The organism is Modestobacter lacusdianchii (assembly GCF_054177765.1).
In genome coordinates, this window is record NZ_JBJJTJ010000038.1 from 1 (window position 1) to 16211 (window position 16211).

Annotated in this window: 8 protein-coding genes; 1 reads left to right on the forward strand and 7 read right to left on the reverse strand. The window is 74.3% G+C overall.

The features are described from left to right. Positions 1-129: 129 nt before the first annotated feature. Complete coding sequence (locus ACJTNH_RS18930; RefSeq protein ID WP_458178489.1) at positions 130-3570, reverse strand: S8 family serine peptidase; 3441 nt, start codon at positions 3568-3570, stop codon at positions 130-132. 325 nt (positions 3571-3895) lie between these two features. Beyond that, positions 3896-5497, reverse strand: coding sequence for a phosphoglycerate dehydrogenase (serA, locus tag ACJTNH_RS18935; RefSeq protein WP_458178491.1), 1602 nt, complete (start codon positions 5495-5497; stop codon positions 3896-3898). A gap of 162 nt (positions 5498-5659) precedes the next feature. Between serA and ACJTNH_RS18940 the strand changes: the two genes are divergently transcribed. Then, positions 5660-6772 (forward strand): hypothetical protein, encoded by a 1113-nt coding sequence (locus ACJTNH_RS18940; RefSeq protein ID WP_458178493.1) that lies wholly within the window; start codon positions 5660-5662, stop codon positions 6770-6772. A 93-nt stretch (positions 6773-6865) separates the two neighbouring features. Here ACJTNH_RS18940 and ilvC read toward each other — a convergent pair whose 3' ends face one another. The 5 genes from ilvC to ACJTNH_RS18965 all read right to left on the reverse strand — a co-directional run bounded on the left by ilvC (position 6866) and on the right by ACJTNH_RS18965 (position 16196). Beyond that, positions 6866-7891, reverse strand: a complete 1026-nt coding sequence (gene ilvC / locus ACJTNH_RS18945) for a ketol-acid reductoisomerase (protein WP_222193914.1) — start codon at positions 7889-7891, stop codon at positions 6866-6868. 65 nt (positions 7892-7956) lie between these two features. Then, complete coding sequence (ilvN, locus tag ACJTNH_RS18950; RefSeq protein ID WP_458178495.1) at positions 7957-8481, reverse strand: acetolactate synthase small subunit; 525 nt, start codon at positions 8479-8481, stop codon at positions 7957-7959. A gap of 83 nt (positions 8482-8564) precedes the next feature. Then, on the reverse strand, positions 8565-10511 hold the full coding sequence (locus ACJTNH_RS18955; protein ID WP_458178497.1) for an acetolactate synthase large subunit: 1947 nt from the start codon (positions 10509-10511) through the stop codon (positions 8565-8567). Positions 10512-10749: 238 nt separating this feature from the next. Continuing rightward, a complete protein-coding gene (locus ACJTNH_RS18960) occupies positions 10750-13527 on the reverse strand; it encodes a putative bifunctional diguanylate cyclase/phosphodiesterase (RefSeq protein ID WP_458178499.1) in 2778 nt (925 codons plus the stop codon). Further along, complete coding sequence (locus ACJTNH_RS18965; protein ID WP_458178501.1) at positions 13524-16196, reverse strand: putative bifunctional diguanylate cyclase/phosphodiesterase; 2673 nt, start codon at positions 16194-16196, stop codon at positions 13524-13526. Before ACJTNH_RS18965 ends, ACJTNH_RS18960 begins: the two co-directional genes overlap by 4 nt. Positions 16197-16211 lie beyond the last annotated feature (15 nt).

Consider the following 16211-nt stretch of genomic DNA (forward strand, 5'->3'; position numbering starts at 1 on the left):
GGGGGGGGGGGGGGGGGGGGGGGGGGGGGGGGGGGGGGGGGGGGGGGGGGGGGGGGGGGGGGGGGGGGGGGGGTGGGGTCGGGGGGGGGGGGGGGGGGGGCGGCGGCCCCCCCCCCCCCCACCCTCGGGTCACGGGAGGGCAGGCGCCCCCGGCTTCACCGAGATCGGCACGGTCAGCGTCCGGCCGGTCCCGGTGTCGTTGTGCGACAGGACGACCATCGCGCCCTTGAAGCCACCGACGGAGCTGTCCTCGGCGTAGGACGCCGACTGCTGGACCGCGATCGTCGTGCCGTTCGTGGCCGGGACGAGCACCGCCGGGGCGCCGTCCACGGTGAACGACAGGCCCGGGCGGAGCGGGTCGAAGCTCATCCGCTCCGCCGCCAGCTCGGCGCCACCGGCCGGGCCGACCACGGTGCCCACGTTGTCGACCGTGCCGTAGGCGCTGGCCGACTGGACGCCGAAGGAGATCCGGCCCTGCACCAGCGGCATCACCGAGGTGGGCACGCCCATGAGCTGGACGTCGGAGTCGAACGCGTTGGTGTCCACCGTGCCGTCGGCCAGGTTCATGAAGCCCACGTACGGGTCGCCGGCCGGGAGCAGCTCGTACTCCCGGTCGGTGACGACGACCAGCGGCACGTCGTAGTCCGCGATCCGGGTGGTGGTCACCTGGTAGTCCCACGCGCCGTCACCGGTCGCGTCGACGTAGACGCCGTAGTTCACGGCCGTCTCCGGCGAGGTGTACTTCCCGTGCGCGGAGACCCCGAAGTACAGCCACGGGTCCTGCGGGGTGGCGGTCACGTCGGAGGCCACCCCGACCGTCGCCAGGTCCACCGAGCGCTCCAGCTCGGACTTGTAGCAGTCCGAGGCGGCCGTGTCGGTGCACTTGGGCATCTGCGGGCTGCGGCCCAGGCCCTCGAGGGCCGTGACCAGCGAGGTGTAGGACGTCGGGCCGAACGCCGGGCCGTTGCTGACGCCCCGGCCGACCAGCGTGATCGAGGTGCCGGCCTTGCGGTCCTGGGCGATCAGGTTCGACGAGGGCTTGGCGTTGGCGTGCACCGGCACCCGGAGGGTCGGCGCGTCGCCCTTGCTCGGGGTCAGCACCACCCGGCCGCTGGCCTCACCCAGGAACTGACGCCCGTCGTCGGTGACGACCGTCGGGTCGGCCACCTTGCGCAGCTGGTCCCGGGTGACGGTCAGGACGACGTTGACGACCGTCTTGGTGTTCGGCGCGACGTTGACCACCGAGGGCTCGACCCGGTAGCTGACCCCGGGCTGCTCGGCCAGCGCCTCGTACGCCAGCCGGTAGCCCACCGTCCTGCCGCTCTTGTTCGACACGGTGATCTGCCGGTTCTGCACGACCTTCGGGTCCTTGGCCTCGATGACCCCGAAGGACGCCGACACGACGCCGCTGCCGGCGTTGGCGTAGGCCAGGACCTGGTTGTCCAGGGCGGCCTTCGCGTCGATCCGGCCGGCGCCCTGCCGGTTCGGGCCGTAGACGACGCCCTCGGCGGTGTGCACGTCGTGGACGGCGGTGTTCATCAGGTCGGCCTTGACCTCCTCCGTCGTCCAGTCCGGGTGGGCCGCGCGGATGAGCGCGGTGACCCCGGAGGTGGTCGGCGCGGCCATCGAGGTGCCGGACTGGCTGACGCCCTCGCTGCCGGTGCCGACCGCCGCGGAGTACAGCGTCACGCCGGGCGCGGAGACGTCCGGCTTGAGGCCGTTGGCCTGGCGGCTGCTGCGCGAGGAGAACGACGCGAGCAGGTCGACCTGCGCGGGGTCGTCGACGATCGCGGCGTCCTTGAGGCTGGGCCCGAAGGTGACGGTGACCGGGCCGGCCTCGACGGCGGCGGCGAGCGCCGCACCGTCGGTGGCGGTGACCAGGATGCCCGGGATCTGCGGGACGCCGGTGATGCCGGTCTCCAGCAGGTCGTCGTCGCCGATGATCATGAAGCCGATCGCACCGTGGTCGCGGGCGTTGCTGCCCTTGGCCACCGAGCCGCAGGCGAAGCCGGCGGCCTCGATGAGCACGATCTCACCGGTGTAGTCCCCGCTCCAGGGAGCGCAGCCGGTCGGGTCGTCCCCGGCCTCGGGGAGCACCACCGGCCCGGTGACGTCGGGCTTGACGTTGCCGGCCTCGTCCAGGTCGCTGTAGGCGATCGACCGCAGCCCCGGGCGGATGCCGGTGGGGCCGCCGCCGGAGACGACCTGCCAGCCGTCGAAGACGCCGTAGCCGTCGTTGGAGGCGGCGACGCCGATCCCGCGCGGGGCGTTGCCCGGCGAGCCGCCGATGTCGTAGCTGTCGCCGGAGTTGCCGGCCGACATCACCACGAGCATGCCGCGGGCCATCGCCTCGTTGGCGACCATCGCGTCGGCGTCGTCGGCCAGGCCGTACTCCGAGCCCAGCGACAGGTTGACGACGTCGAGGTGGTCGTCGATCGAGCCGTCACCGTTGGGGTCCATGGCCCACTCGATGGCCTCGATGGTGACGTTGGTGGAGCCCTCGCAGCCGAAGACCTTCAGCGCGTACAGCTCGGCGTCCGGCGCCATGCCGGGGCCGATCCGCAGCGCGGAGGGGTCGAAGGACTCGTCGTAGGCGCCGGTGTAGGTGGCGCCGTCCGCGGTCACGCCGAAGCCGGCCGCGGTGCCGGCGACGTGGGTGCCGTGCCCGTTGCAGTCCAGCGGGTTCTCGTCCGGCATGGCGACCGGCTGGTAGGCCGGGGACGCCGGGTCGGCGTTGTAGCTGTCACCGACGAAGTCGTGCCCGCCGACGACCTTGGCGTTCGGGTAGACGCCGGCCGGCGCGGGCTGCGCCTCGGCGGCCTGGATGGCGGCGAACTGGGCGACGTCACCGCTGCCACCGAAGTCGGCGTGGGTGTAGTCGATCCCGGTGTCGATGATGCCGACGGAGACGCCCTCCCCGGTGTTGCCCAGGGCCTCCCAGGCCTCCACGGCCCGGACGACGCTGGCGGCGCCGGTGTTGCTGGTCTCCTTGGGGGTGATCGGGAGGACGGCGGTGACGCCGGGCAGCGTGGTGAGCGCCTCGTAGTCGGCGGCGTCGGCGGAGACCGCGACCCCGGAGACGACCGTCGAGGCGGTGTAGAGCACCTCGGCGTCGGCGACCGCACCGGGCAGCTCGGCGACGACCTCGTCGGCGGCGGCCTCCACGCCGGGCTGCGCGGCCCGGGCCGCCTCGGCGGCCTGCGCGGCGCTGCTGGTGGCCAGCGCGTCGGCGTAGACCTGCGAGGTCGCCGGTGTGTCGATCTGCAGGAAGAACGAGGCCGGACCGCTCTCGGGCAGGCCGGCCGGTCGACCGGAGTCGGCCCGGGCCGCGAGCTGGGAGCGGACCTCCTCCAGCTGCGCGGCATCGAGCGTGGCCTGCGCCCGGTCGGTGACCGGAGCGGCGGGGGCAGCCAGCGCGCTGCCTGCCCCACCGGTGGCCGCGAGGGTGGCCGCGACGGCGACGACCCCCGTCCGGACGAGGACGCGTCGGCGTCCTGCCCGGTGCGAATACGTACTTCTCGGACTCACGTGCACCCCTGTCAGCGAGTTCTGCAACGGCCGTGTCGTCACCGCGTGTGCGGTGCCGAGACGGAACAGTCACACCGTGGTCGTTGCCCTGACTAACGGCCAATAGGCCGTTCGGAGCAGCGCAGACCATTGTGCGGAGCATCTGCCGCAGCTGTGACACGGCTGGGTTTCGGACCCGTGCCGACCGTTTGTCCTCCGGCGCGCCGTACGCCGAACGGGTGAACGTGAACGCGCGGTTGACACGTTGCACCAGTCCTCAACCACTCGGACGAACGGCAGGTGGCCGAGGCCGCACCGGCCCCGGACGCACGCGAGGCCGCGTCGTCCGGGTGGGACGACGCGGCCTCGACAGCCGGAGGTGGAGGTGTCAGCTGGCGGTGAGGTCGGCGACCTGGGCCTGGCGGGCACCGATCCGCTGCCCGATCTCCGAGAGCAGCTCCCCGCTGACCGGGCTGTCCACGGTGACCGCCATCAGGGCCTCGCCGCCCTGCGTGGTGCGGCTGACCTGGGCGCCGGCGATGTTGACCCCGGCCTCGCCCAGGGCGGCGCCCACGGCACCGACCACGCCGGGCCGGTCGCCGTAGACGAAGAACAGCAGGTGCCCGTCGGCGGTGAGGTCGAGGTCGAAGCCGCTCACCTCGGTGAGCTTGGGCACCTGGTTCTTGCCGTAGAGCGTGCCGGAGACGGTCACCTCGGTGCCGTCGGCCATCGCGCCGCGGACGCTGATCAGGTTGCGGTAGTCCGGGCTCTCGGTGTTGCTGGAGAGGCTGACGTCCAGCCCGCGCTGGTCGGCCAGCAGCGGCGCGTTGACGTAGGTGACCGGCTCCTCCACCACGTCGGAGAAGACCCCGCGCAGCACCGCCAGCTGCACCACCGACACGTCGAACTCGGCGATCTTGCCCTGCACCTGCACGTGCACCGACTGGGCCAGCCCGCCGGCCACGGCGGTGAACACCCGGCCGAGCTTCTCCGCCAGCGGCAGCCCCGGCCGCACGTCCTCGGCGACCACGCCACCGGCCTGCACGTTGACCGCATCGGGCACGAAGTCGCCCTGCAGCGCCAGCCGCACGCTGCGGGCCACCGCGGTGCCGGCCTTGTCCTGCGCCTCGGTCGTCGACGCGCCCAGGTGCGGGGTGACCACCACGTTGGGCAGCCCGAACAGCGGGCTGTCGGTGCACGGCTCCTTGGCGTAGACGTCGATGCCGGCGGCACCGACCTGACCCGACTGCAGCGCCTCGGCCAGCGCCGCCTCGTCGACCAGGCCACCGCGGGCCGCGTTCACGATGATCACGCCCCGCTTGGTGGCGGCCAGCTGCTCGGCCCCGATCAGGCCGAGGGTCTCCGGGGTCTTGGGCAGGTGCACGGTGATGAAGTCCGACTCGCGCAGCAGCTCGTCCAGGCTGACCAGCCGGACGCCGAGCTGGGCCGCGCGGCCCGCCTGGATGTAGGGGTCGTAGGCGATCAGCGTGACCCCGAAGGCGGCCAGCCGCTGCGCCACCAGCACGCCGATCCGCCCCAGCCCGACCACGCCGACGGTCTTCTCGGTGACCTCGACGCCGGTGAACTTCGACCGGGCCCACGTGCCGTCCCGGAGCGAGGCGTCGGCGGCCGGGATGTGCCGGGCCGCCGCCAGCAGCAGGGCGATGGCGTGCTCGGCGGCGCTGACGATGTTCGACGTCGGGGCGTTGACCACCAGCACACCGCGCTCGGTGGCGGCGGCGACGTCGACGTTGTCCAGGCCGATGCCGGCGCGGGCGACGACCTTCAGCTGGGGCGCGGCGGCGAGCGCCTCGGCGTCGATCTGGGTGGCCGACCGGATGAGCACCGCCGAGGCCTCCGCCAGCGCCGGCAGCAGCGCGGACCGGTCGGCGCCGTCCACGTGGCGGATCTCGACGTCTTCTCCCAGCACCTCCAGCACACTGGGGGCGAGCTGCTCGGCGATCAGGACGACGGGCGCGGTCGTGGTCACGGGAGCACAGCCTAGGGAGGTCGGCGCGCCCGCGGGGCGCCGGTGCCCGGCGTTCCCACTGGGTGGACGACGGCGGGCCGGGGGCCTGCTTGCCCGGCTCCCCCCCGCCCGGCCATCCTGACGGCTCAGCGCCGGTGCCACCGGCCCCGTGCGGAGGAGATCATGGACAACGACCGGGACGACGCCCAGGGCCGTCAGGAGACGACCCCGTTCGGCCGGCCACCGGGCCGGCCGGCCGCCGAACGCCCCGGCCAGCCCGACCCCGCACCGAGCACCGGCTCGACCGCCCAGGGTCAGCAGCCGGGCGCCGACCGGCCTTCCTGGTCCGGGCGCCAGGACCAGTCCGGCCCGACCGCGTACCGGCAGTCGCCGTACGAGCAGTCGCCGTACGAGCAGCCGCGGTACGAGCAGCCGCGGTACGGCCGGTCCGAGCCCGGGCCGAGCCACCAGGGCCAGTACGAGCAGGGCCAGTACGGGCAGCCCCGGTACGGACAGGGCCAGTACGAGCAGGGCCAGTACGGGCAGCCCCGATACGGACAGGAGCAGTACGGGCAGGGGCAGTACGGACAGCCCCGGTACGGACAGGACCAGTACCAGCAGGGGCAGTACGGACAGGACCAGTACGGGCAGGGGCAGTACAAGCAGTACGCGCAGGGCCAGTACGCGCAGGGGCAGTACGGGCAGGGGCAGTACGGGCGGGGCGAGTACGCGCAGGGCCAGTACGTGCCCTCGCCCTACGAGCAGCAGCCCGGACAGTTCTCCGGGCAGGAGCGGCCGGCGCGCCCCGGCACGGTGATCACCGCGGCGGTGCTCGCCCTCGTGCACGCGGCGCTCGGGCTCCTGGTGACCGTCGGGCTGTTCGCCGGCGGCGCGCTGATCGACGACCTCGCCGACGTGCTGGAGAGCGACCCGAGCCTGGACACCGGCACGACCGCCGGGGTCGACGACGTGCGCGCCGTCCTGGTGGGCATCGCCCTGCTGGCGCTGGCCTGGACGGTGGTGATGGTGTGGGGCGCGGTGCTGGCGCTGCGCGGGCGCAGCCGGGTGCTGTTGCTGGTGGGCTCCTCGATCGCGGTCGCCTGCACCGGGCTGGTGCTGCTCTTCGGCCTCATCGGCATCGCGCTGGAACCGCAGCCGTCGGGTGACCTCGGCAGCGTCGTCCTGCTGGTCGCGCTCTTCGCCGCAGCCCTGGCGATGCTGGTCCTGCTGTGCCTGCGCTCGTCCGGGCAGTTCTTCGCCGCGCACCGCCGCCGGCGGGAGCTCACCCGGCGCTGACGCCCTCCCCCGGCAGTGACGCAGGGCCCCCGCAGCGATCGCTGCGGGGGCCCTGCGGTGTCCGGCCGGCCCCGCTCGTCGCGGGGCCCTCGCTCAGCGAGCGGCGGTGCCGGTGTAGTCGTCGCTGGCGCTGACCCAGCTCATCAGACCGCGCAGCTGGCGGCCGGTGGCCTCGATCGGGTGCGCCTCGGCGGCGGCCCGCTTGGCCGTGAAGTCCGGCGCACCGGCGTCCTGGTCGGCGATGAAGCCGGCGGCCCAGGAACCGTCCTGGATGGCGGTGAGGACCTCCTTCATCGACTCCTTGACGCGGGCGTCGACGACCTTGGGCCCGGAGGTGTAGTCGCCGTACTCGGCGGTGTCGGAGACCGACCAGCGCTGCTTGGCGATGCCGCCCTCGTACATGAGGTCGACGATCAGCTTGAGCTCGTGCAGGCACTCGAAGTAGGCGATCTCGGGCTGGTAGCCGGCCTCGGTGAGCGTCTCGAACCCGGCGGTGACCAGCGCGGACATGCCGCCGCAGAGCACGGCCTGCTCGCCGAACAGGTCGGTCTCGGTCTCCTCGGCGAACGTCGTCTTGATGACGCCGGCCCGGGTGCCGCCGATGGCCTTGGCGTAGGACAGCGCGAGCGCCTGCGCCGAGCCGCTGGCGTCCTGCTCCACGGCGATCAGGCAGGGCACGCCCTTGCCGTCGCTGAACTCACGGCGCACCAGGTGGCCGGGGCCCTTGGGGGCGACCATCGCGACGTCCACACCGGCCGGGGGCTTGATGTAGCCGAAGCGGATGTTGAAGCCGTGGCCGAAGAAGAGCGCGTCGCCGTCCTGCAGGTTGGGCTCGACCGACTCGGTGTACAGCTTCCGCTGCACGTGGTCCGGCGCCAGGATCATGATCAGGTCGGCCTCGGCGGACGCCTCGGCGGGGGTGACCACGCGCAGGCCCTCGGCCTCGGCCTTGGCCCGGCTCTTGGAGCCCTCGGGCAGGCCGACGCGGACGTCGACGCCGGAGTCACGCAGGGACAGCGCGTGGGCGTGGCCCTGGCTGCCGTAGCCCAGGACGGCGACGGTGCGCCCCTGGATGATCGAGAGGTCGGCGTCGTCGTCGTAGAAGATCTCGGCGGCCATGGGGCGGTTGGTTCCCTTCGGTCTGTGCTTTATCGCGATAAAGCGCGGGGGTGGGTGGAGCGGAACTAGGCGGAGCGCTCGACGGGGCGCAAGGTACCGGCGCCGCTCATCGACCGCGGGCCGCGGCCCAGGGCGACGGTGCCCGACTGCGCCATCTCCTTGATGCCCAGCGGGGCGAGGACGGCGAGCAGTGCCTGCAGCTTGTCGGGGGTGCCGGTGGCCTCGAGGGTGACGGTGTCGGTGTTCACGTCGATCACCCGGGCCCGGAACAGCTCGGCGGTCTGCAGCACCTGGGCCCGGTCGGCCAGCGGCGCACGCACCTTGACCAGCAGCAGCTCGCGCTGCACGGCCGCGGTGTCCAGCTCGACGATCTTGATCACCTCGACCAGCTTGTTCAGCTGCTTGGTGATCTGCTCCAGCGGCTGGGCCTCCGCGTCGGCCACGATCGTCATCCGGGACAGGTCGGGGTTCTCGGTCGGCCCCACGGCCAGGGACTCGATGTTGTAGCCGCGCCGGCTGAACAGCGCCGAGACCCGGGCCAGCACACCGGCCTTGTTCTCGACGAGCACCGACAGCGTGTGTCGTGGCATGAGAGGACCTCGTTCCGATCTGCGGTTCGGCCCCCTTTCAGGGGCCCGCCGCGAGCCTGCGAGTGGTGGGGGGAAAGGGGGTCCTAGACCTGTCCGTCGCCGAAGACCGGCCGGACGTCGCGCGCGGCCAGGATCTCGTCGTTGCTGGCCCCGGCGGCGACCATCGGCCACACCTGGGCGTCGGAGCCGACGATGAAGTCGATGACGACCGGGGCGTCGTTGATCGCCATCGCCTTCTCGATCACCGCGTCGACGTCGTCCTTGGACTCGCACCGCAGTCCGACGCAGCCCAGCGCCTCGGCGAGGGTGACGAAGTCGGGGATGCGCACCTGGCGGGGCGACCCGTCCTTGCCACCGTGGGTGTTCAGGTGGGTGTTGGAGTAGCGGCCCTCGTAGAACAGGGTCTGCCACTGCCGGACCATGCCGAGGTTGCCGTTGTTGATGACGGCGACCTTGACCGGGATGCCCTCGATGGCGCAGGTGGCCAGCTCCTGGTTGGTCATCTGGAAGCAGCCGTCGCCGTCGATCGCCCACACGGTGGTGTCGGGGCAGCCGAACTTGGCGCCCATCGCCGCGGGGACGGCGTAGCCCATGGTGCCCAGGCCACCGCTGTTGAGCCAGGTGCCGGGCTTCTCGTACTTCACGAACTGGGCGGCCCACATCTGGTGCTGCCCGACCCCGGAGGCGTAGATCGCGTCCGGTCCGGCGATGGCACCGAGCCGCTCGATCACGTACTGCGGGGAGAGCATCCCGTCCTCGGGCCAGTCGTAGCCCAGCGGGTAGCGGGCGCGCCAGTCCTCCAGCTGCGCCCACCACCCGGTCAGCTGCGGGGTGCGGCCGGCCTCGTGCTCGGCGCGCAGCGCGGTGACCAGCTCGGCGATGGTGGCCTTGGCGTCGCCGACGATCGGCACGTCGGCCTTGCGGTTCTTGCCGATCTCGGCCGGGTCGATGTCGGCGTGCACCACGGCCGCGTGCGGCGCGAAGCTGGACAGCTCACCGGTCACCCGGTCGTCGAAACGGGCACCCAGGGCGACGAGCAGGTCGGCCTTCTGCAGCGCGGTGACGGCGGTGACGTTGCCGTGCATCCCGGGCATGCCCAGGTTCTGCGGGTGACTGTCGGGGAAGGCCCCGCGGGCCATCAGCGTGGTGACGACCGGCGCGCCGGTCAGCTCGGCCAGCTCGGCCAGCTCGGCGGTGGCTCCGGCCTTGAGCACGCCTCCCCCGACGTAGAGCACCGGCTGGCTGGCGCCGGCGATCAGGGCGGCGGCCTCGCGCACCTGCTTGCCGTGCGGGCGGGTGGTGGGCTTGTAGCCGGGCAGGTCCAGCCGCGGCGGCCAGCTGAAGTCGGTGGTGGCCTGCAGCGCGTCCTTGGAGATGTCGACCAGCACGGGGCCGGGGCGGCCGGTGCCCGCCAGGTGGAAGGCCTCGGCGATCCGCTGCGGGATCTCGTCGGGGTCGGTGACCAGGAAGTTGTGCTTGGTGATCGGCATGGTGATGCCGCGGATGTCCGCCTCCTGGAAGGCGTCGGTCCCGATCGCGGCGCTGGGCACCTGGCCGGTGATCGCGACGATCGGCACCGAGTCCATGTAGGCGTCGGCCAGCGGGGTGACCAGGTTGGTCGCGCCCGGACCGGAGGTGGCCATGCAGACCCCGACCCGGCCGGTGGCCTGGGCGTACCCGGTGGCGGCGTGCCCGGCGCCCTGCTCGTGGCGGACCAGCACGTGCCGCAGCGCGGAGTCGAACAGCGGGTCGTACGCGGGGAGGATCGCCCCGCCCGGGATGCCGAACACCACCTCGACGCCGACCGCCTCCAGCGACCGCACCAGGCTCTGCGCGCCGGTGATCCCCGAGACCGGCTCGCTCGCGGCATCGGCGATCGTGCGGGCCGTCGTCTCCACCCCGAGGGTGGACTGCGCGGCCGCCTCGGTGGGCTGCATGGGGGTGGCCGGCGCGGAGCCGGCACCGGGAGCCGGGCCGGTGCCGGGACGGTTGGCCGCTGCGGTGCGGCCGGAGGTGCTGGGGGTGCTCATCTGGTCGATCTCCCTGGGCGCGGGGTGGGGTGCTGCGGCGGATCTCTCGGCGGTCCGGCCGAGCGGTGCCCGGCCAACAAAAAACCCCTCGTGCCGTGGCACGGAGGGGTGGCGCGTCGGTCGGGAGGGACCGGCGCGCTAGTGGATCGCTACGAGGAGACGGGTGCTGGGCACGGGAGACACTGTGCCCCCGCCCCGCGACCCCGTCAACCAGACCGTCCCAGACAGTGGGACGACGTCACTCACTGGCTGGGACGGTGACCGGAGCGGAGGGCTGCGCGCCGAGCAGGGCGGCGTCGAAGCCGTCGATCACCGCCGGCAGCGCCTCCGGCCGGGTCGGCCGGCCGAGCAGGAAGCCCTGCAAGAACCGGCAGCCCAGCTCGCGCAGCGCCGCCAGCTGTCCGGGGGTCTCCACGCCCTCGGCGACGACGTCGATGGCCAGCCGGCGGCCCAGCTCGATCACGCTGTGCACCAGGGCGGCGCTGCGCTCGTCGTCCTCGATGCCGGCCAGGAACTCCCGGTCCATCTTCAGCACGTCGACCGGCAGCCGGGTGAGGTAGGCGAACGTCGAGTAGCCCCGGCCGAAGTCGTCGAGGGAGATGACGCACCCCATGTCGTGCAGCGTCTGGAGGTCCCCGTCGGCACGGTCGGGCTCTCCGATGAACAACGACTCGGTGACCTCGAGCATCAGCCGGCTCGGCGGCAACCCGGCCCGGGCCAGCGCGGCGGTCACGTCGGGAACCAGGCTGCCCGACTGCAGGTGCCGGACGCTGATGTTGACGCCGAGCCGCAGGTCCCGTCCCTGGCGCAGCAGCCCGGCCAGCTCCGCGGTCGACTGCTCCAGCACCCACCGCTGCAGGGGCACGATCAGCCCGTCGTCCTCGGCCAGGCCGACGAACTCGTCGGGTGAGATCTCGCCCAGCACCGGGTGGTCCCAGCGCACCAGCGCCTCCAGGCCGAGGACCCGGCGCTCGACCGTGCCCACCACCGGCTGGTAGACCAGCCGCAGCTCGCCGCGGGAGAGCGCGTCGGGCAGGTCGCGGGCCAGCCGGGTGCGGCGGGCGGTGGCGCTGTCGGCCGTCTCGCCGTGCCGGCGCACCCGCCCCTTGCCGGCGGCCTTCGCCGCACGCAGCGCCAGGTCCGCGTGGCGCACCGTCGTCGGCACGTCGTCGGCGGGGTCGACCTCGGTTACCCCGATGCTGCAGGAGACGTCGAAGACCAGGTCCGGGTCGGCTCCCGGGGTGGGCACCGACCGGTGCACCCCGGCCAGCTCGCCGATGATCCGCTCGGCCAGCGCCGTCGCCTCGTCCAGACCGGCCCGCACCAGGACGGCGAACTCGTCGCCACCGAGCCGGCCGACCAGGTCCCGATCACGCACCGTGGCACGCAGCCGGTCGGCCACCTCCACCAGCAGGAGGTCACCGGCCTCGTGCCCGGCGACGTCGTTGACCGCCTTGAACCCGTCGAGGTCCAGCAGCAGCAGGCAGGAGGTCTCCCCCTCCGCCGCCCGGCTGCGCGCGCCGGTCAGGCCGGCCATCAGCCGGGCCCGGTTGGGCAGCCCGGTGAGGTAGTCGGTGTAGGCCAACCGCTGGAGCTCGAGCTCGCTCTCCCGCCGGTCGTCGACGTCCCGCAGGTGCAACACGAGCCCGTCACCGGCCCGCCCGTCAGCGCGTCCGGGCAGTTCCGACGGCGCTGCCTGCAGGTCCGCGCTGGCCACGACCCGCACGGTCTCCAGGTGCCGCCACCCGCCGTCCCGGGTCCGCAGCCGGAACGACCGGGGCCTCGACGCATCGGGTCCCAGCGCCGGGTGGAGGACGGTGTGCAGCTCGGCTCGGTCCTCCGGGTGGACGAACTCCGCCAGCCGGTGCCCCTCGAGGTCCCGGGCGGACCAGGCGTCCGGCCCCTGCCCGGCGCCGGACGCCCAGGTGATCCGGCCGTGGCGGTCCAGCACGATGGTGACGTCGGCGGCGCTGTGCACCAGGGTGCGGAAGTAGGACTCCGTGCGGAGCACCTGGCGGGTCAGCCGGGCACCGTCCGCCGCCCACACCAGGGTGCGGGCGAAGGTCAGCACCAGCAGCAGGGAGGCCGCGGCCGCCTCCAGCGGGTCGATCGACCGCCCGGCGACCCGGCCGCCCAGCAGCACCAGGACGACGCCGAACGCAGCGCAGTAGCTGACCACCACACCGAGCAACGGGACCCCGGTGGCGACGTCGTCGGGCTCGGTGGTCTGGCCGGGGTCGGCGGCCATGGCCAGCGTGCCGGAGGCCAGCATCGCCAGCCAGGCGGTGCCGGTGAGCAGGTCGGTGGTCGCCGACGGGCTCACCGCGGCGATCGACCCGCTCACGGTGACCACCGCGACGGAGGCGAAGCAGCCCAGCAGCCACCCGGCCGCGGCGCGGCGGGCGTCGCTGACCCCGGCGAAGGTGATCAGCCCGACCGTGCAGAGCACCACGCCCACCGCGGGGTAGCCCAGCGTCATCAGGCCGTCGACCGACCCCGCGGCCCGCCCCAGCGCCGAGGTGACCACCACCTCCAGCAGCGCCGACAGCGCCACCAGGGCCACCGCGGCGTCCAGGACGACCCGCGCGCCGATGCCGGTGGCGGCCGAGCGCACCAGCCGGGCGCAGCCGAGCAGGGCGAACGGGACGGTGGCCACCAGCGGGACGTCCTGCAGGCCGGCCTCGCTGGCGTTGACCCCCACCCCGCGGACCGCGGCGATCGCCTCACCGGTGCACAGCAGGAAGGCGAGGACGGCGAAGGCCCGCCACGGCCCGGCGGACGTGCGGTCCAGCCGGAGCGCGTGCCGGACGACCAGCACGCCGATGGCCAGCGAGGCGGCGCTGAGCACCGCCGGCCCCGCGTGCGCCGACGCCGCCGGCCAGACGAACTCGACGACACCCAGCCCGACGGCGACGCTGCCCAGCAGCGAGAGCACCGCGGCACGCGGCCAGTGCACGGGCATCGGCAGGGAGGGGACGGCGGGCAGCGCCCGGCCCCGCAGCGAGGAGGCGGTCACGATGCGCCCACCCGGTCGGACAGGCCCGGCACGAGCCGCCCGCCGTCGGCCTCCAGCAGCTGCACCAGGCGGGGCAGGCTCACCGGCCGGGAGATCAGGTGGCCCTGGGCGAAGCCGCAGCCCAGGCCGTGCAGCACGGACAGCTGGCTCGTGGTCTCCACGCCCTCGGCGACCACGTCGACCCGCAGGGTCCGGCCCAGCGCGACCACCGCCTCGCACACCGCCCGCGCGTAGACGTCCCGGTCGACCCGGGAGAGCAGGGAGCGGTCGAGCTTGATGATGTCCAGCGGCAACCGGCCCAGCGCCGGCAACGAGGAGCTGGCCCGGCCGAAGTCGTCGAGCGCGAGGTGGACGCCCATCAGCCGCAGGGCGGTGACGTCGTCGGCGACGTCGCCCCCGGTGAGCGCCGACTCGCTCACCTCCAGCACCAGCTGGTCCGGCGCCATGCCGCTGGCCCGCAGCGCGGCCGTCACGTCGCCCACCAGCGTGCCCCCGGCCAGGTGCTGGGCCGACACGTTGACGCCCAGCTTCAGCGGCTCCCCCTGGTGGGGCAACGTCACTGCGGCCGCGGTCGCCTCCCGCAGCACCCAGCGCTGCAGGTCGCCCACCAGGCCGCCGCGCTCGGCGACCGGCAGGAACTCCTCGGGCGGCACGTCACCGAGCACCGGGTGCCGCCAGCGCAGCAGCGCCTCGACGCCGGTGACGCGGTGGTCGTCCAGGGCGATGAGCGGCTGCCAGGCCAACGTCAGCTCCCCCCGCTCGCGGGCTCCCACGAGGTCGGCGCGCAGCAGCTCGCGCCGGTCCCGGGCGGCGGTCAGCTCGTCGCGGTGACGGCGGACCGACCCCGCGCCGGCGCTGCGGGCGTCGGTGACGGCCAGCTCGGCGCGGTCGACCACCTCCCGCTCGGTGAGCCCGCCGGCGAGCGGGACCAGCCCGGCCACCGCGGTGAGGTCGACGATCCCCAGCTCGGTCCGGATCGGGGCGTCGATCACCGACAGGCAGCGGGCGGCCAGCCGATCCGCGTCGGCCACCGTCCCGGCGGCGAGCACGCTGAACAGCTCGGCCCCGATCCGGGCCACCTGGTCCTCGGCGCGCACGACCCCGCGCAGCCGCCGGGCCACCTCGGCCAGGGCGACGTCGACGACGTCCCGGCCGGCGTTCTCGTGGGCCTCGCGCAGCCCCTGCACCTCAATCAGCAGGAGCGCGGCCGCCCCGGGGGCGTCCTCGTCGCCCGGCGCCCCGGCCTGGTCCGCCCTGGCGGGCGCCCCCTCGGACGGGAGCCGGCCGAGCAGTTCGGTGAGAGCGACCAGCTGGGCGGCGCGGTTGGGCAGCCCGGTGAGCGGGTCGGTGAAGGCCAGCGAGCTGAGCTCGTGCTCGCGGTCGCGCCGGGCGGTCACGTCCCGGCAGTGCAGCACCAGCGCCCGGACGTCGGCGTCCGCGCGCAGGTCGCTGGCGCCGGCCTCCAGGACCCGCCAGCTCCCGGCGCCGTCGGGCAGCCGGAAGCTGCACAGCCCCACCGGACCGCTCTCGTCGCACAGCCAGCTGCGCACCCCGGCGGCGTCCTCGGGGTGCACCACCTCCACCAGCGGCCGGCCCAGCAGGGCCGGGCCGGGGTCGTCCCGCTCCGGCGCCAGCGAGGGCGCCGCCCAGGTGATCCGCAGGTCGCTGCCGAGGATGACCACGGCATCGCTGCTGGACCGGACCAGTGACCGGAAGTACGCCTCGCTGCTGCGCAGCCGGGCGGCGACCCGCGCCTCGTCCCGGGCGGTGACCGCCCGGTGCACCAGGGTCAGCGCCAGACAGCAGACCAGGGCCGCCCCGGCGGCCGGCGGCGGCTCGGTGCCCAGCAGCGGGACGCCCAGGTAGGCCAGCACCGCGGCGACCATGACCAGGTGCGGCGCGAGCTGGCCGGCCTGGCCGAGCCGGGAGCTGCGCCGGCTGGGGGGCGCGACCGCGGCCGCGCCGGGGTCACGGTGTGCCGCCACGCAGACCAGCAGCAGGCTGGCCAGCTGGGCCGCCGGCACCCCGGCGGTGAGCACGGTCGGGTGCAGCTCGGGGCCGGCCAGGGCCAGCCCGTGCGCAACCGCCCAGGTGGCCACGGCCAGCAGCATGAGCGCGCCGGTCACCCGGCGCGGGCCGGCGGACGCCGCGACCAGCACCAGGACGGCCGAGAGCACCGACGCCGTGGCCAGGCAGGCCAGCTCGAGCACCAGCCGGGCGGTGCCGACCGGCTCCCCGCCCAGCGCCGGACCGACGACCAGCACCTGCGCCAGGACCATCGACGCGCTGAAGAACAACAGGGTCTCGGTGAGCAACCGGGCACCGCCCTGGCGCAGCTGCCCCGGGGTCAGCAGCCGGAGCACCGCGACCAGCGCGATCAGCAGGGCGGGCAGCCCCACCGCCCGACCGGCCTCCACGAACAGCCCGGCACCCGCCAGCCCGGCCCCGAGGTTGCCGGCCAGGCCGACCAGCACGGCGACCGCCAGCAGCCGCCAGCCGCCCAGCCGTGCGCCCTGCCCGGAGCCGCTGCGCCACAGCACCACGACGGTGCCCAGCGCGGCGGCCAGCAGCAGCAGGTCGGCAGCCAGCGGCGCGGCGCCACCCGCCGCCCCGGTCAGCACCGGGACGGCGAGCAGCCACCCCGGAGATGTCCGTCGCCTCTGCTCCACCCGAGGACTGTCGGC